Raw genomic sequence first — 15,461 nt, 5'->3', positions numbered from 1 at the left:
GGCCGGCCGGCTGCCTCCTGCCCCGCGGACACGCCCCCTCAGCCCACCGGGCGGCCGTAGGCCCGAAGTGTGCGCAACGCCTCGAGCGTGACGATCGGGCGGGCCTCCAGGGCGGGCGCCGGAGCCCACTGGCGCCAGCGGACGGGCCAGCCGCCGTCGGGCTGCTGCTCGGCGGCGAGGAAGTCCAGGGACCGGGTCATCTCGGCGTCGGTGAACCAGGCGCGGGCCAGGGATGCCGGGGTGCGGGCGTAGTCGTGCGGGAAGTGGTGTTCGGCCGGGGCGTAACCGGGCGACACCAGGTAGGCCCCGAGGTCGTCCGGGTCCAGCGCGGCGAGCCGGTGCTCGCGGACCAGGCGGCCCAGACGGTCGGCCGCCGCCTCCGCGCGCGAGCGGTCGGGCGCGGAGTCCAGGAAGGCCACGGCGGCCTCCACCTCGTACGGGTGGGACTTCTCCAGCGACTCGATCCGCTGCCAGCAGAAGTCGGTGGCCCGGAACAGCCACGCGTGCCACACCGCGTTGCGGTGCAGCAGCCCCACCACGGGACCGGTGGCCAGCAACTCGCTGGGCGGATCGTCCACGACCGGCACGAAGGGCGCCGTCGGATAGCCGCGCTGGCTGGGATGGATCGCCGGAAGGGCCCCGTCCGCGGTGGAGACCGACGTCAGATAGCGGCACACCCGCTCCACGCGCTGCCCGCCGCAGCGCCGGACGGAGTCCAGGACGCGCAGGGCGCGGGCGGTGTGCAGCGGTTGGCTGACCGGGCCCCGCAGATCGGGCTCCAGTGCGTGCCCGTATCCGCCGTCGTCGTTGCGGTAGGCGTCCAGGGCGGTCTCGACCGGGTCGGCGCTCGCGTTCCGGAAGAGGTGGGCGAAGAGCCGCTGCTCCAGCACGCGCGCGGTGAGCCACACGAACTGCTCGGCGCGTGCGAGCGGGGAGCGCGCCGGGGGCGTAGGGGGGAGTGGGGAAGCTCCGTTTTCGGCCATGGGTCAGACCGTAGGGCGGAAAGCGGTCTCGGGAAGGGGCCTCGGCCGGGGCCCACCCCCAGGGGCGGGATACTGGAGTCATGCGGTTGACGGTCTTCTGGCAGCGGATGGCGGAGCACTTCGGCGCGGGGTACGCCGACACCTTCGCGCGCGACCACGTGATGTCGGAGCTCGGCGGACGCACCGTGCACGAGGCGCTAGCGGCCGGCTGGGACGCCAAGGACGTATGGCACGTGGTGTGCACGGTGATGAACGTCCCGGCCGAGAGACGCTGACCGCGACCGACCGCCGCGCCCTCGGCGGGCACGGAGAGCGCAGGCCGGCACCGGATTGTCGGTGGCGTGCGGGAGACTTGGTCCGTGGCATCCACTGACGAGTCCGGGCAGCTCGCCCAGCAGGCATCTCCGTTCGGCACGACGCCGCCCGCCGGGCCCCCGGCCGAGGGCGCCGGGCCGGGCGCCCGCATGCCGCGGTGGCTGCCGCGCGCCATGGTGGTCGCGCTGGCGCTCATCGCCGCGTTCCAGCTCGGCAGTTGGGCCTTCCACCAGCTGACCGGCCTGCTGATCAACATCCTGATCGCGTTCTTCCTGGCCCTCGCGATCGAGCCGGCGGTGAGCTGGATGGCCGGCCGGGGGATGCGGCGCGGCTTCGCCACGTTCCTGGTCTTCCTGGGCCTGCTGATCGTCTGCGCCGGGTTCGTCACCCTGCTCGGCTCGATGCTCGCCGGCCAGATCATCAAGATGGTCGAGGGCTTCCCGGGCTACCTCGACTCGGTCATCAACTGGGTCAACTCCACGTTCCACACGGAGCTGAGACGGGTGGACGTGCAGGAGGGCCTGCTCCACTCCGACTGGCTGCGCAAGTACGTCCAGAACAGCGCGACCGGCGTCCTGGACGTGTCCGCGCAGGTGCTGGGCGGACTGTTCCAGCTGCTGACGATCGCGCTGTTCTCGTTCTACTTCGCCGCCGACGGACCCCGTCTGCGCCGTACGATCTGCTCCCTGCTGCCGCCCGCCCGGCAGGCCGAGGTGCTGCGCGCGTGGGAGATCGCCGTCGACAAGACCGGCGGCTATCTGTACTCACGCGGGCTGATGGCGCTGATCTCCGGCATCGCCCACTACATACTCCTGCAGGCCCTGGGCATCCCGTACGCGCCCGTGCTCGGTGTGTGGGTCGGTGTGGTCTCGCAGTTCATCCCCACCATCGGCACCTATCTCGCGGGCGCCCTGCCGATGCTGATCGCTTTCACCGTCAACCCGTGGTACGCGCTGTGGGTGCTGGTCTTCGTCGTGGTCTACCAGCAGTTCGAGAACTACATGCTGCAGCCGAAGCTGACCTCGAAGACCGTCGACATCCACCCCGCCGTCGCCTTCGGCTCGGTCATCGCCGGCACCGCGCTGCTCGGCGCGGTCGGCGCCCTGATCGCCATCCCGGCGGTCGCCACCCTGCAGGCCTTCCTCGGGGCGTACGTGAAGCGGTACGCCGTCACGGACGACCCCCGGGTCCACGGGCACCGCAGAAGAGGCGCCGGGCAGGGCCTGTTCACCCGCGCACGGCACCTGTGGGGCCGTACGGGCGGGGGAGCCGAGGGCGACGGCGGACGTGGCGGTGCGTCCGGCGGGGGGAGCGGCTCCCGGTAGGTGCCGGCTGCGGCTCTCCGTGGCCGCGGGCTCAGTACGTGACGAGGGCCCACACACCCGTCCCGGCCACCGCGGCGCCGTAACCGACGACGGCCGCCGTCAGGATCCGCCGCCGCACCGGCTCGCGCCACGGCGTGCGGGCCAGCAGCCAGGCCAGCGTCGGCAGGACCAGGACGGCGTGCAGGCTGACGCCGTGCAGCGGCTTCAGCGGGGCCGTCGAGTGGTAGGCCGCCCCCTGGTGCCCGGTCCGGGTGAGCAGCACACCGCGCGCGATCATCGCCGCGCCCGAGGCCAGCGCCACCAGCAGGATCGCGAACCCGGAGCGCAGCGCGAGCGGCATCCCGGCGGGACCGGAGGGCCGGTGCCGGAAGGACGCGACCGCCAACACGCCCAGCAGCACCACCAGGACGGCGCCGCCCACGGCGAGGGTCATCGACACCGCCGTGTCGAACGGTGTCTCCATGTCCAGGTGCGAGGGCACCCGGCGCCACGCCTGGAGCGTGATGCCGCCCACCTCCACGACACAGTCCACGGCGAAGACGGCGAGCAGCACGGCGCGCGGCCGGGCGCCGACGCGCAGATACGACGTCACCCAGGCGACCGCGAGGAGCGTCACCCCGAACGACAGTCCGAAGGTCACCGGCTTGCGCCAGGAGACGGGCCCGTTCCACGGTCCGCCGTCCACGGCGAACACGACGAGGTGGGCGAGGCCGGAGAGGACCAGGACGAGACCGGTGACGGCACAGAGCCGCTCGACGGGACGCAGCCCTGGCCGGGCCGGCGGGGAGGCGGCGACGGCGGCGGCCGTCAGGGGCGTGGACTGCATGCCGCCCAGCCTTCCTGGGCGCGCTCGCGCAGTCGTCGTACGGCCGGAGGCGGGTGCGGTACGCCGCCGGGAGTACGTGTCCTCCGGTCGGGGCGGGGCCGCGAGCGTACTCTCGGAGGTGCCGCGTGGTGCGCTTGACACAAAAATCGAACATCCATTCTTATGGAGCCTCCGGCACGGCGCTCGGCCAGGTACTTCGTACCGTTTTCGGCAGGTATGCCCCCGAGTTATCCACAGGCCGGAGGAGCGTCGGGGCGCATTGTCAGTGGCAGGCGTTAGCGTCTTTGACGTGAAGCGATCGACTCAAGCAAACCGGGTGGAACCCATGGCAGGAACCGACCGCGAGAAGGCCCTGGATGCCGCGCTCGCACAGATTGAACGGCAATTCGGCAAGGGCGCGGTCATGCGCATGGGCGAGCGGTCCAAGGAGCCCATCGAGGTCATCCCGACCGGGTCGACCGCGCTCGACGTGGCCCTCGGCGTGGGCGGCCTCCCGCGCGGCCGTGTCGTCGAGATCTACGGACCGGAGTCCTCCGGCAAGACCACGCTGACCCTGCACGCGGTGGCGAACGCCCAGAAGGCCGGCGGCCAGGTGGCGTTCGTGGACGCCGAGCACGCCCTCGACCCCGAGTACGCGCGCAAGCTCGGCGTTGACATCGACAACCTGATCCTCTCCCAGCCGGACAACGGCGAGCAGGCCCTGGAGATCGTGGACATGCTGGTCCGCTCCGGCGCCCTCGACCTCATCGTCATCGACTCCGTCGCCGCGCTCGTGCCGCGCGCGGAGATCGAGGGCGAGATGGGCGACAGCCACGTCGGTCTGCAGGCCCGTCTGATGAGCCAGGCCCTGCGGAAGATCACCAGCGCGCTCAACCAGTCCAAGACCACCGCCATCTTCATCAACCAGCTCCGCGAGAAGATCGGCGTCATGTTCGGCTCCCCCGAGACCACGACCGGTGGCCGGGCGCTGAAGTTCTACGCCTCGGTGCGCATCGACATCCGCCGCATCGAGACCCTGAAGGACGGCACGGAGGCGGTCGGCAACCGCACCCGCTGCAAGGTCGTCAAGAACAAGGTCGCGCCGCCCTTCAAGCAGGCCGAGTTCGACATCCTCTACGGCCAGGGCATCAGCCGCGAGGGCGGCCTGATCGACATGGGCGTGGAGCACGGCTTCGTCCGCAAGGCCGGCGCCTGGTACACGTACGAGGGCGACCAGCTCGGCCAGGGCAAGGAGAACGCGCGCAACTTCCTCAAGGACAACCCCGACCTGGCCAACGAGATCGAGAAGAAGATCAAGGAGAAGCTGGGCGTCGGCGTCCGCACCGAGGAGCCCGCCGCCGAGCCCGGCGCGGACGCGGCGGTCACCGCGGCCCCGGCCACGGACGACGCCAAGGCGGTGCCCGCGGCGGCCAAGGCGGCCAAGACCAAGGCCGCGGCTGCCAAGAGCTAGCCCATGACACGGCGAACCGACTGGGCCGAGTACGCCGACTCCGCCGCTCCGCCGGAGCGGGGGAGCAGCGGCCCCGACGGGTGGGACGACGACAGTGACGACGGGGGGCACGGCACCCGGGAGGCGGTGCCCGATCACGACACCCGCGGCCGTGGCGGACGCGGGCGCCGGCGGCGCGGCTCCAACAGGCCGCCGTCCGGCGAGGACGGAGGCGCTTCTCACTCGTCGAGGGCCGAGGAGGAGCCGCCCCCGGGGGACCCGGTGGAGCGGGCGCGGGCGATCTGCCTGCGCCTGCTCACCGGGACTCCGCGCACGCGCAAGCAGCTCGCCGACGCCCTGCGCAAGCGGGAGATCCCGGACGAGGCGGCCGAGGAGGTGCTGTCGCGGTTCGAGGAGGTCGGGCTGATCGACGACGGCGCGTTCGCGGACGCCTGGGTGGAGTCCCGGCACCACGGCCGGGGGCTGGCGCGCCGCGCGCTCGCCCGGGAACTGCGCACCAAGGGCGTCGACCCGACGCTCATCGACGAGGCCGTCTCCCAGCTCGATACCGAGCAGGAGGAGGCGACCGCCCGCGAGCTGGTCGCCCGCAAGCTGCGCGCCACGCGCGGCCTCGACCGCGACAAGCGCCTGCGCCGCCTCGCCGGGATGCTGGCCCGCAAGGGCTACCCCGAGGGCATGGCCCTCAGGGTCGTCCGGCAGGCACTGGAGGAGGAGGGGGAGGACACGGAGTTCCTGGAGGACGAGGGGTTCTGACCGGCCCGCACGGGCGTGGGACCCGTGCCGGCCCGCGTCAGCTCGTCACCGGCAGTCCCTCCGCCCGCCACGCCTGGAAGCCCCCGACCAGATCGGTGGCCCGGCGCAGGCCCAGCCGGTGCAGCGAGGCGGCGGCCAGGCTGGAGGCGTACCCCTCGTTGCAGATCACCACGATCCGCAGATCGTGACCGGTGGCCTCGGGGAGGCGATGGCTGCCCTGCGGGTCCAGACGCCACTCCAGTTCGTTGCGCTCCACGACGACCGCGCCCGGGATGAGTCCGTCCCGCTCGCGCAGGGCCGCGTACCGGATGTCCACCAGCAGCGCCTCACCCGCGCGGGCGGCCTCGTACGCCTCGTGCGGCTCCACGCGCGCGTACCCGGCACGCACCCGCTCCAGCAACTCGTCGATGCCGACCGGCCGTTCGTCGCTCACTGCCAGTCCTCCGGGCGCTCGACCTGCTCCAGGCGCAGCACCTGTCCGGTCCGGCTGAAGCGGCGGATGCGGGGCAGCGGCGGGTAGTAGGCGTGGACGGAGACGGCGTGCTCGGTGGCCGACTCGTTGAGGACCTCGTGGACGTGGTGGTGGCCGAAGGACCGGCCGCGGCCCGCCGGCAGCCGCCGTACGCGGTCCACCCCGTCGGTGAGTTCCAGGGTCTTCCAGCCGTCGGTGGGGAGCCGGGCCGCGAGCGAGTGCTCCGTCAGCTCGCCGCGCGCGGTGAGGAAGGCGCCGAGGGAGTCGGCGTGGTCGTGCCAGCCGGTGCCGGTGCCGGGCGGCCAGCCGATCAGCCAGGCTTCGCTGCCGCCGGGGCCGTCCAGCCGTACCCAGGTGCGGCCCTCGGGGTCCAGCGGCAGGGAGTCGATCACACGGGTGTCGGCGGCGACGCGCCGTACGAAGGCGAGGAGGTCGGCCTGGGAGGGAGCGGCCGCAGGGGCGGAGATGGAAGGGGTGCCGGAGGCAGGGGAGGAGACAGACATGGACACCGTCCTGATGAGGTCGCGGAAGCGCGACGGCACAGCCCGCAGGGCGCCGCGCGCGGAAGAGGGGGGTGCGAGATCAACAGGACGGACGACACACGCAGCCCGCATAGCGGACGAGGTCCATGTGGACCCTCCGCCACAGGCGCACGCAGGTGTCGGTCACGCTCCGGAGTACAGCACGGCGGGGACGACCGGTCAACTCACCGTCACATGGTGGACACACAGTGACGGTGAGCCCCGGTCGGGCGGTGTCAGACCGCCCCCGACCCCGCCGACGCCTCCGCCTTCTTCGCCGGGCCGCCCAGGGTGGCCTCCGCCGCCGCGTACAGGTCGGCCGGGCGGACCCCGTTGAGCGCCGTCACCAGGTGGCCGTCGGGCCGGACCAGCAGGACAGTGTGCGGAGCCGCCCCCGGGTACTCCTCGGCGACCAGCAGCTCCGCCGGGTGCGGCAGCGCGGCCACCGCGGCGGCCAGCCGCGGCATGATCCCGGCCGTCGCCCAGTGCTTGCGCTCCCACACCCCGGTGCCGGGGGCGACCAGCAGGACGAGCAGCGCGCCCCGCCCGAGCCGGTCACGCAGCTGTACGAAGGAGCCGTCCTCGGCGGTGACCCGTACGTCGGTCACCGGCGCCCCCACCGGTGTGTCGACGGGGACCTCGGCCTCCAGGTGCCGGGGCGCGAGCGGCGAGTCGGCGTAGGTGCCCGGGTCGCCGAGCGGGCCGCGTCCCAGGTGGCCGTCGGTGAGCAGGGCGTCGTGGCCGCGGGCGGTGCCGGGGACGTACGAGCGCAGCCCCCCGCCGCCGCGGAGCAGCGGCAGTACCTGGTCGGCCGCGCGCAGCCGGGCCGCGACGGCCGCGCGCCGCTCGGTCTGGTAGCTGTCGAGCAGCGCCTCCTGCGGCCCGTGGTGCCAGACCCGGGCCAGCTTCCAGGCGAGGTTGTCGGCGTCCCGCAGCCCCTCGTCCAGCCCCTGCGTGCCGAGCGTGCCGAGCAGGTGGGCGGCGTCCCCGGCGAGGAAGACCCGGCCGGCCCGCCAGCGGCGGGCGAGGCGGTGGTGGACCGTGTGGACGCCGGTGTCGAGGAGTTCGTACGACGGCGTCGAGCCGCCGTTCCAGCCGGTCAGGGTCTCCCGAACGCGGGTCAGCAGCAGCTCCGGTGTGACCAGGTCCTTGCCGGGCGGCAGCAGCCAGTCCAGGCGCCAGACCCCCTCGGGGAGGGGACGGGCGGTGATCTCCCCGGCGAAGGGGCCGGAGGTCCGCCACGGCGGCGTCCGGTGCAGCAACGCTTCGTCCGGCCAGGGAAGTTCGGTGCGCAGGGCGGCGACGGCGTGCCGTTCCACGGCCGTGCGGCCGGGGAAGCGGATGTCGGTCAGCTTGCGCACGGTGGAGCGGGGGCCGTCGCAGCCGACCAGGTAACTGCCGCGCCACCAGGTGCTCTTGGGGCCGCGGGTGTGGGCGGTGACACCGGAGGGCTCCTGCTCGACGGTGTCGAGGCGGCTGTCGACGGCGACCTTGACGAGCGGTTCGCCGTCGAGGGCGGCGCGCAGGGCGCCGGTGACGACGTGCTGGGCGATGTGCAGGGGGGCGGGCCCGGCGCCGTCCTCGAACGTGATCGCGCGCATCACCTGCTTGCGCCGCATCGACCGCCATCCGGCCCAACGCACCCCGGCCTCGGCGAGCGGTACCCCGGTGAGACGTTCCAGCAGGGCGGCGGTGTCCTCGCGGAGCACGACGGTGCGGGCGAGGCGGGGTTCGTCCTTGCCGGGGCCCTCGTCGAGGACGACGGCCGGCACCTCCTGGCGGGCCAGCGCCAGTGCGAGCGTGAGCCCGACAGGCCCCGCCCCGACGATGATCACCGGGTCCATTGCGCGGCGCCCCCTGCCCGCGGCGATGTCCTGAGAGACGTGTGTGAACAGAAGGTTGGAGCAGGGTGCACGATCACAGAACGTATGCAACCCATTGCCGGTGCTTGCGTCAAGTGACGGAGGGCAGTGGCGATCATGCCACTGCCCTCCGATGGGTCAAGCGAGGTGACGGTGGGTCACCGAGGCGCCGTCAGATCGCGCCGCCGCCCGCTCCGGTTCCGTAGGTGCCGCCGACCTCGGCCGCGTTGACGTCGTCGACCTTGTCCGCGCCGAGCACCGCGCCCGTCCCCCGCTTGCTGCGCCGCAGGCGGGCCTCCAGCCAGCTCGCGAAGGTCGTCAGGGCGAAGTTCAGCACGATGTAGATGGCCGCCACCACGATGAAGCTGGGGACGACGTTGGCGTAGTTGGCCGCGAGTGTGCTGCGCGAGTTGAGCAGCTCGCCGTAGCCGATCATCACACCGCCCAGCGCGGTGTCCTTCACGATGACCACCAGCTGGCTCACGATGGCCGGCAGCATCGCCGTGACCGCCTGCGGGAGCAGGATGCTGGTCATGGTCTGGCCCTTGCGCAGGCCGATGGCCTTGGCCGCCTCGGTCTGGCCGCGGGGCAGCGACAGGATGCCGGCCCGGACCACCTCGGCGAGGACGGAGGCGTTGTAGAGGACAAGGCCGGTGACGACCGCGTAGAAGGGCCGGTCCTCGCTGGTGACGTCCGTGTAGCGGGCGTACAGCTCGTTGGCGAACAGCATCAGCAGCAGGACGGGGATCGCCCGGAAGAACTCCACCACCACGGCGGCGGGGCCGCGCACCCAGCGGTGGTCGGACAGGCGTGCGATGCCGAAGAAGGCGCCGAGCGGGAGAGCGATGACCATGGCGAGCGCGGCCGCCTTGAGCGTGTTGCTCAGACCGGGCAGCAGATACGTCGTCCAGGCGTCGGCCTCGACGAACGGCTTCCACAGGGCACCGGCGAGCTGGCCCTTGTCGTCCATCGTCTGCCAGATCCACCACGCGAGAAGGAGGAGGAGGGCGAAGAAGACGACGGACAGCAGGACGTTGCGCCGTTTGGCCCGCGGGCCGGGCGTGTCGTAGAGGACGGAGCTCATCGCTTCACCGCCAGTCGCTTGGCGAGCCAGCCGAGGATCAGGCCGGTGGGCAGGGTCAGGATCACGAAGCCGAGGGCGAACACCGCGCCGATGGCGAGGGTCTGGGCCTCGTTCTCGATCATGTCCTTCATCAGGGTGGCCGCCTCGGCGACGCCGATGGCGGCGGCCACCGTGGTGTTCTTGGTCAGGGCGATCAGGACGTTGGCGAGCGGGCCGATGACCGAGCGGAAGGCCTGCGGCAGCACGATCAGCCGCAGCGTCTGGCTGAAGTTCAGGCCGATCGCGCGGGCCGCCTCGGCCTGGCCGAGAGGCACGGTGTTGATGCCGGAGCGGATCGACTCGCATACGAAGGCCGCCGTGTAGGCGACCAGACTGAGGACCGCCAGCCGGAAGCCCAGTACGTCGAAGTCGTCCTTCGCGCCGAGCGTCACCCCGAAGATGTCGGCGAGACCGAGCGAGGAGAAGACGATGATCACCGTCAGCGGGATGTTCCGGACGATGTTCACGTACGCGGTGCCGAATCCGCGCATGAGCGGGACCGGGCTGACCCGCATCGCGGCGAGGAGGGTGCCCCAGATCAGGGAGCCCACGGCAGAGAAGACGGTGAGTTTCACCGTCATCCAGAACGCCCCTAGGACGTCGTAGCCTTCAAGAAAGTCGAACACGATCTCCCGCGCTTCCGGGTTGACGTACGTGGAGGGCGGTGCGCGCCGCCGCAGGGAGAGCGGTGGCGGCGGCGCGCGCCGAGGTCCCGAGCCGGCTGCGGTGAGCCGTTACTGGACGATGTTGCCGATCTTCGGAGCCTGCTCGTTCTTGTAGTCGGCCGGGCCGAAGTTCTTGTCGACGGCCTTCTGCCAGGAACCGTCGCTGACCATCTTCTCCAGCGCCTTGTTGATCTTGTCGAGCGTCTCCTTGTCGCCCTTCTTGACGCCGATGCCGTAGTTCTCGTTGCTCAGCTTCAGACCGACGAGCTTGAACTGACCCTTGTACTTGTCCTGCGCCGCGAAGCCCGCGAGGATCGAGTCGTCGGTGGTCACGGCGTCCACGGCGCCGCTCTGCAGGCCGGCGATGCACTCGGAGTAGCCGCTGTACTTCTTCAGCTGGGCGTCGGGCGCGATCTTGTCCTTGACGTTCTGCGCCGAGGTCGAACCGGTCACGGAACACAGCTTCTCGCCGTTGAGGTCCGTGCCCTTGGAGATCTTCGAGTCCTTCTTGACCAGCAGGTCCTGGTGGGCCAGCAGGTAGGGGCCGGCGAAGTCGACCTTCTCCTGGCGCTTCGGGGTGATCGAGTAAGTGGCCACGATGAACTTCACGTCACCGCGGGAGAGCGCGTTCTCGCGGTCGGCGCTCTTGGTCTCCACGAACTCGATCTGGTCCGGCTTGTAGCCGAGCTGGCCCGCGACGTACGTGGCCACGTCGACGTCGAAGCCGGAGAAGTCGCCGTTCGGCTCCTTCAGGCCCAGACCCGGCTGGTCGTACTTGATACCGATCTTGATCTTGCCGCCGCCACCGGAGGAGTTCGAGTCCTTGTCACCGCCACCGCACGCGGTGGCGGTCAGAGCGAGCGTGAGGGCGACGGCCGAGGCGGCGGTGACCTTGCGGAGCTTCATGGTGGACATCCTTTGCGTGATGAAGAGATGCGGGCCCTCGGGGCGAGGCGGCCGACGGTCAGTGGTGGAGGATCTTCGACAGGAAGTCCTTGGCGCGGTCGCTGCGCGGGTTGCTGAAGAACTGATCGGGCGCAGCCTGTTCGACGATGCGGCCGTCCGCCATGAACACCACGCGGTTTGCCGCCGAACGTGCGAAGCCCATTTCGTGGGTGACCACGACCATGGTCATCCCGTCCCGCGCGAGCTGCTGCATGACCTCCAGGACCTCGTTGATCATCTCCGGGTCCAGGGCCGAGGTCGGCTCGTCGAAGAGCATCACCTTCGGCCCCATCGCCAGCGCCCGCGCGATCGCGACGCGCTGCTGCTGGCCGCCGGAGAGCTGCGCCGGGTACTTGTCGGCCTGCGTGCCCACGCCGACCCGGTCGAGCAGGGCCCGGGCCTTCTCCTCGGCCTGCTTCTTGTCGGTCCTGCGGACCTTGATCTGGCCCAGCATCACGTTCTCGAGCACGGTCTTGTGCGCGAAGAGGTTGAAGGACTGGAAGACCATGCCGACGTCGGCGCGCAGCCGGGCCAGCTCCTTGCCCTCCTGGGGGAGCGGCTTGCCGTCGATCGTGATCGTGCCCGAGTCGATGGTCTCCAGGCGGTTGATGGTGCGGCACAGCGTGGACTTGCCGGACCCGGAGGGTCCGATCACCACGACCACCTCGCCGCGCCCGATCGTCAGGTCGATGTCCTGGAGTACGTGCAACGCGCCGAAGTGCTTGTTGACGCTCTTCAGGACGACCAGTTCGTCGGTCGCGGCCACGTCTTCCTTGGCCACCGATACATTGGTCATCGCTCTTGGGCTCCGTCCTCCTCGGTTTCGCAGGACAGTAGTAACCCTTCCCGACCAGCGTCATTACATCTGAGGGGAATCTGAGCATCACGATCCGATAGCAATCGGACACGTGTCGTAGCACTTGTGACCAGCGGACGTATCGGCCGGATAACTAAAGTCCCGGGCACCCGGAACCCTCTTGACGGCGTCGTCGTCCATCAGCGTGACTGCCATGGTGCACGCGCGTGTGCTCGCATGGCTACAGAGAGAGCAGGTACGGACGGTGAACCGGAGGAGGCCGGGATGAGACTGCTGCTCGTCGAGGACGACAACCATGTCGCCGCGGCCCTGTCCGCGGTCCTCGCGCGGCACGGTTTCGACGTCACGCACGCGCGCAACGGCGAGGAAGCACTGCAGGCACTCGTCCCCGAGGGCCCCGGATTCGGTGTCGTCCTGCTCGACCTCGGCCTGCCCGACCAGGACGGCTACGAGGTGTGCGGCAAGATCCGCAAGCGCACCAGCACCCCGGTGATCATGGTCACCGCCCGCTCCGACGTGCGCTCGCGCATCCACGGCCTCAACCTCGGCGCCGACGACTACGTGGTCAAGCCGTACGACACCGGGGAACTGCTCGCCCGGATCCACGCCGTCAGCCGGCGCACCGTCCACGAGGACACCACCGGCTCCACCGAGATTGCGCTGCGCCTCGGCCCCGTCCACATCGAGCTGCCCACCCGGCAGGTCACCGTCGACGGCTCGGTCGTGCAGCTGACCCGCAAGGAGTTCGACCTGCTCGCGCTGCTCGCCCAGCGCCCCGGCGTGGTCTTCCGCCGCGAGCAGATCATCAGCGAGGTCTGGCGCACCAGCTGGGAGGGGACCGGCCGCACGCTGGAGGTGCACGTCGCCTCCCTGCGCGCCAAGCTGCGCATGCCCGCCCTGATCGAGACCGTCCGCGGCGTCGGCTACCGCCTCGTCGCCCCGGCCGCCTAGCGGGGACCGGTTGCGCACACGCCTGCTGCCGCTGCTCATCGTGCTGATGGCGGCCGTGCTGCTCGCCCTCGGCATCCCGCTCGCCCTCAGCCGCGCCGCGGCCGAGCAGCAGCAGGTCGTCGTGGACCGCATCGACGACACCGCACGCTTCGCCGCGCTCGCCCAGTACGTCACCGAGACCCCCGGCGAGGCGGACCCGAACCCGCAGGACGAACGCCTGGAGACGCTCAGCCGCGAACTGGCCAGCTACCACGAGGTGTACGGCATCCGGGCCGGCGTCTTCTACCGCACCGACACCCCCATGGCGCGCGCCCCCGCCGACTTCTTCCTGCCGCGGGAAGGGGAGGTGCGGGACGCCTTCGCGGAGGCGCTGCTCAGCCGCCGCAGCCACGACCCGAAGCAGGTGTGGCCGTGGCAGCGGGGCCGGCTCGTGGTCGCCTCGCCGGTCATCCGGGACGGCGACGTCGTCGCGGTCGTGGTCACCGACTCGCCCACCGGGCAGATGCGCTCGCGGATCCTGCGCGGCTGGCTGGTCATCGCCGCTGGGCTGATCGCGGCCATGCTGCTCGCGGTCGGCGCCGCGCTCCGGCTCACCGGGTGGGTGCTCCGGCCCGTGCGGATCCTCGACGCCACCACCCACGACATCGCCACCGGACGCCTCAAGTCCCGGGTCGCGGTGGCGAGCGGGCCGCCGGAACTCAGACGGCTGGCGAAGTCGTTCAACGAGATGGCGGACAACGTCGAGGACGTGCTGGAGCAGCAGCGGGCCTTCGTCGCGGACGCCTCCCACCAGCTGCGCAACCCGCTCTCCGCGCTGCTGCTGCGGATCGAGCTGCTCGCGCTGGAACTGCCGGAGGACAACGAGGAGATCGCCTCGGTGCAGGCGGAGGGCCGCCGCCTCGCCCAGGTCCTGGACGACCTGCTCGACCTCGCGCTCGCCGAGCACGCCGAGGCCGACCTGACCGTCACCGACATCGGCGCGCTGGCCGCCGAGCGCGTCGCCGCGTGGGCGCCGGTCGCGGAGGTCAAGGACGTCCGGCTGGTCGGCGACTGCCCGCCGGTCACGGGCTGGGCCGATCCGGTGACGCTGTCGTCCGCGCTGGACGCGGTGATCGACAACGCGGTCAAGTTCACGCCCGCGGGGGAGACCGTGCGGGTGTCGGTCACCGCCGACGGCGACACCTCGAGCGTCGTCGTCGCCGACCACGGGCCCGGCCTGACCGACGAGGAGCTGACCCGGGTCGGCGACCGCTTCTGGCGCAGCGGCCGGCACCAGAACATCAAGGGCTCCGGCCTCGGTCTGTCCATCTCCCGGGCCCTGCTCGCGGCGGGCGGCGGCTCGATCGAGTACGCCCACCACGAGCCGCACGGGCTGAAGGTGACGGTACGGGTGCCGCGGACGGGGCCCGCGGACGGCTCCGCTACGGCTTGACGGACCGGTAGTAGTTGCGGGCGCCCTCATGCAGCTGGAGCGGGTCGGTGTAGATCGCCGTGCGCAGGTCGACCAGCTGGGCGGAGTGGACGTGCGCGCCGATGCCGTCGCGGCTCTTGATAACGGTACGGGTCAGCCACTCGGTCAGTTCGGGGTCCATGTCGGCGCGCGTGATGAGCAGGTTGGAGACGGCCATGGTCGGCACGGCCGCGCCGTTCTGCACGGTCGGGTAGGCCGACTCCGGCATGCTGGTGGCCCGGTAGTAGCGGGTGGCGTCGCCGTCCCGGTGCAGCTTCGCCACCAGGTCCGCCTGGATCGGCAGGAACCGGATCGCGAATCCGTCGGCGAGCTGCCGTACGCCGTCCGTGGGCAGGCCGCCCGACCAGAAGAACGCGTCGATCGCGCCCCGCTTCAGCCGGCCCGGCGCGCTGCCGATGCCGTCGCTCTCCGGCGTGATGTCCCGCTCGGCGTCGATGCCCGCCGCCTTCAGCACCCGGTCCGCGATGAGCCGCACACCGGACTCCGGAGGGCCGATGGCCACCCGCTTGCCCCGCAGGTCCGCGACCGAGCGGATGTCCGAGTCGCGGGCCACGACGAGCTGCACGTAGTCGTCGTACAGGCGGGCCACCCCGCGCAGCCGGCCGGCTCCCGCGCCGCCGTTCAGCTCGTACGTCTCCACCGCGTCCGCCGCCGCGATGGTGAAGTCGGCCTCGCCCCGGGCCACCCGGGCCACGTTCTCCTGCGAGCCGTCGCTGGTGATCAGCCGTACCTTCAGATCGGGCATGTCCTTGCGGAACTCGGTGCGCAGCATCTCGCCGTACACCTGGTAGACGCCGCTCGGGGTGCCGGTGCTGAAGGTGATCGTGCCCCGGGGCGGCTCCTCGCCCAGGGGCAGCAGCCACCACAGCAGCAGCCCGAGCGCGACGACGCCGACGGCCGCCACCCGGGGGGCGCGGCGCCGGGCGAGACGGCGGAGGAGCTGGGGCATGCGCGCGATCCTGCCAGGAGCGACGCCCTGCTG

General features: G+C 71.5%; 17 protein-coding genes. 6 read left to right on the top strand and 11 right to left on the bottom strand.

The genetic code is table 11. The features are described 5' to 3' along the window. Positions 1–38 precede the first annotated feature (38 nt). Positions 39–983, bottom strand: a complete 945-nt coding sequence (locus tag IE308_RS08955; protein WP_190217287.1) for a hypothetical protein — start codon at positions 981–983, stop codon at positions 39–41. 80 nt (positions 984–1,063) lie between these two features. Between IE308_RS08955 and IE308_RS08950 the strand changes: the two genes are divergently transcribed. Together IE308_RS08950 and IE308_RS08945 are read left to right on the top strand one after the other, a co-directional pair. Then, positions 1,064–1,258: a DUF3046 domain-containing protein gene (locus IE308_RS08950; protein ID WP_110631486.1), complete on the top strand. Its 195-nt coding sequence runs from the start codon at positions 1,064–1,066 to the stop codon at positions 1,256–1,258. Positions 1,259–1,342: 84 nt separating this feature from the next. After that, the gene (locus IE308_RS08945) at positions 1,343–2,623 is read left to right on the top strand and encodes an AI-2E family transporter (protein ID WP_229908737.1); all 1,281 of its coding nucleotides are present in this window, start codon (positions 1,343–1,345) and stop codon (positions 2,621–2,623) included. Positions 2,624–2,654: 31 nt separating this feature from the next. Here IE308_RS08945 and IE308_RS08940 read toward each other — a convergent pair whose 3' ends face one another. Further along, positions 2,655–3,449, bottom strand: a complete 795-nt coding sequence (locus tag IE308_RS08940; RefSeq protein ID WP_190217286.1) for a hypothetical protein — start codon at positions 3,447–3,449, stop codon at positions 2,655–2,657. 325 nt (positions 3,450–3,774) lie between these two features. Here IE308_RS08940 and recA point away from each other — a divergent pair, with 325 nt between their 5' ends. Both recA and recX read left to right on the top strand, forming a co-directional pair. Beyond that, positions 3,775–4,899 carry a recombinase RecA gene (recA, locus tag IE308_RS08935; protein ID WP_110631492.1) on the top strand — a complete coding sequence of 375 codons (1,125 nt, stop codon included), beginning with the start codon at positions 3,775–3,777 and terminating at the stop codon, positions 4,897–4,899. A gap of 3 nt (positions 4,900–4,902) precedes the next feature. Continuing rightward, complete coding sequence (recX, locus tag IE308_RS08930; RefSeq protein ID WP_190217285.1) at positions 4,903–5,652, top strand: recombination regulator RecX; 750 nt, start codon at positions 4,903–4,905, stop codon at positions 5,650–5,652. 37 nt (positions 5,653–5,689) lie between these two features. Here recX and IE308_RS08925 read toward each other — a convergent pair whose 3' ends face one another. The 8 genes from IE308_RS08925 to IE308_RS08895 all read right to left on the bottom strand — a co-directional run bounded on the left by IE308_RS08925 (position 5,690) and on the right by IE308_RS08895 (position 12,036). Further along, positions 5,690–6,085 carry a rhodanese-like domain-containing protein gene (locus IE308_RS08925; RefSeq protein WP_190217284.1) on the bottom strand — a complete coding sequence of 132 codons (396 nt, stop codon included), beginning with the start codon at positions 6,083–6,085 and terminating at the stop codon, positions 5,690–5,692. Continuing rightward, complete coding sequence (locus IE308_RS08920; protein WP_190217283.1) at positions 6,082–6,627, bottom strand: cupin domain-containing protein; 546 nt, start codon at positions 6,625–6,627, stop codon at positions 6,082–6,084. Before IE308_RS08920 ends, IE308_RS08925 begins: the two co-directional genes overlap by 4 nt. Positions 6,628–6,706: 79 nt before the next feature. Continuing rightward, positions 6,707–6,778: a putative leader peptide gene (locus tag IE308_RS37425; RefSeq protein ID WP_309544753.1), complete on the bottom strand. Its 72-nt coding sequence runs from the start codon at positions 6,776–6,778 to the stop codon at positions 6,707–6,709. Positions 6,779–6,881: 103 nt separating this feature from the next. After that, entirely contained in the window at positions 6,882–8,489 is a 1,608-nt protein-coding gene (locus IE308_RS08915; RefSeq protein ID WP_190217282.1) for an FAD-dependent monooxygenase, read from the bottom strand. A 190-nt stretch (positions 8,490–8,679) separates the two neighbouring features. Then, positions 8,680–9,591 (bottom strand): amino acid ABC transporter permease, encoded by a 912-nt coding sequence (locus IE308_RS08910; RefSeq protein WP_190217281.1) that lies wholly within the window; start codon positions 9,589–9,591, stop codon positions 8,680–8,682. Further along, complete coding sequence (locus tag IE308_RS08905) at positions 9,588–10,256, bottom strand: amino acid ABC transporter permease (protein WP_190217280.1); 669 nt, start codon at positions 10,254–10,256, stop codon at positions 9,588–9,590. The genes IE308_RS08910 and IE308_RS08905 overlap by 4 nt, the downstream gene beginning before the upstream one ends. Positions 10,257–10,364: 108 nt before the next feature. Then, entirely contained in the window at positions 10,365–11,201 is an 837-nt protein-coding gene (locus tag IE308_RS08900; RefSeq protein ID WP_190217279.1) for a glutamate ABC transporter substrate-binding protein, read from the bottom strand. 58 nt (positions 11,202–11,259) lie between these two features. Then, positions 11,260–12,036: an amino acid ABC transporter ATP-binding protein gene (locus IE308_RS08895; protein WP_190217278.1), complete on the bottom strand. Its 777-nt coding sequence runs from the start codon at positions 12,034–12,036 to the stop codon at positions 11,260–11,262. Positions 12,037–12,321: 285 nt separating this feature from the next. Here IE308_RS08895 and IE308_RS08890 point away from each other — a divergent pair, with 285 nt between their 5' ends. Together IE308_RS08890 and IE308_RS08885 are read left to right on the top strand one after the other, a co-directional pair. Next, positions 12,322–13,008 carry a response regulator transcription factor gene (locus IE308_RS08890; RefSeq protein ID WP_190217277.1) on the top strand — a complete coding sequence of 229 codons (687 nt, stop codon included), beginning with the start codon at positions 12,322–12,324 and terminating at the stop codon, positions 13,006–13,008. A gap of 10 nt (positions 13,009–13,018) precedes the next feature. Beyond that, positions 13,019–14,440, top strand: a complete 1,422-nt coding sequence (locus IE308_RS08885; RefSeq protein WP_190217276.1) for a sensor histidine kinase — start codon at positions 13,019–13,021, stop codon at positions 14,438–14,440. On the opposite strand, the gene IE308_RS08880 is transcribed toward IE308_RS08885, so the two are convergent. Continuing rightward, positions 14,430–15,428, bottom strand: a complete 999-nt coding sequence (locus IE308_RS08880) for a TAXI family TRAP transporter solute-binding subunit (RefSeq protein WP_110631525.1) — start codon at positions 15,426–15,428, stop codon at positions 14,430–14,432. The genes IE308_RS08885 and IE308_RS08880 overlap by 11 nt on opposite strands. Between the last annotated feature and the right edge of the window lie 33 nt (positions 15,429–15,461).

The organism is Streptomyces griseosporeus (assembly GCF_014656055.1).
In the GTDB taxonomy this organism is placed as follows: domain Bacteria; phylum Actinomycetota; class Actinomycetes; order Streptomycetales; family Streptomycetaceae; genus Streptomyces; species Streptomyces griseosporeus.
Note: the sequence above shows the minus strand (reverse complement) of the source record. Positions and strands in the feature narration are given on the sequence as shown.

What these genes read in the sequence shown, in the direction of transcription:
- IE308_RS08955 (WP_190217287.1), bottom strand. Translation starts at nt 983, where the DNA reads ATGGCCGAAAACGGAGCTTCCCCACTCCCCCCTACGCCCCCGGCGCGC.
- IE308_RS08950 (WP_110631486.1), top strand. Translation starts at nt 1,064, where the DNA reads ATGCGGTTGACGGTCTTCTGGCAGCGGATGGCGGAGCACTTCGGCGCG.
- IE308_RS08940 (WP_190217286.1), bottom strand. Translation starts at nt 3,449, where the DNA reads ATGCAGTCCACGCCCCTGACGGCCGCCGCCGTCGCCGCCTCCCCGCCG.
- recA (WP_110631492.1), top strand. Translation starts at nt 3,775, where the DNA reads ATGGCAGGAACCGACCGCGAGAAGGCCCTGGATGCCGCGCTCGCACAG.
- recX (WP_190217285.1), top strand. Translation starts at nt 4,903, where the DNA reads ATGACACGGCGAACCGACTGGGCCGAGTACGCCGACTCCGCCGCTCCG.
- IE308_RS08920 (WP_190217283.1), bottom strand. Translation starts at nt 6,627, where the DNA reads ATGTCTGTCTCCTCCCCTGCCTCCGGCACCCCTTCCATCTCCGCCCCT.
- IE308_RS08915 (WP_190217282.1), bottom strand. Translation starts at nt 8,489, where the DNA reads ATGGACCCGGTGATCATCGTCGGGGCGGGGCCTGTCGGGCTCACGCTC.
- IE308_RS08910 (WP_190217281.1), bottom strand. Translation starts at nt 9,591, where the DNA reads ATGAGCTCCGTCCTCTACGACACGCCCGGCCCGCGGGCCAAACGGCGC.
- IE308_RS08900 (WP_190217279.1), bottom strand. Translation starts at nt 11,201, where the DNA reads ATGAAGCTCCGCAAGGTCACCGCCGCCTCGGCCGTCGCCCTCACGCTC.
- IE308_RS08895 (WP_190217278.1), bottom strand. Translation starts at nt 12,036, where the DNA reads ATGACCAATGTATCGGTGGCCAAGGAAGACGTGGCCGCGACCGACGAA.
- IE308_RS08890 (WP_190217277.1), top strand. Translation starts at nt 12,322, where the DNA reads ATGAGACTGCTGCTCGTCGAGGACGACAACCATGTCGCCGCGGCCCTG.
- IE308_RS08880 (WP_110631525.1), bottom strand. Translation starts at nt 15,428, where the DNA reads ATGCCCCAGCTCCTCCGCCGTCTCGCCCGGCGCCGCGCCCCCCGGGTG.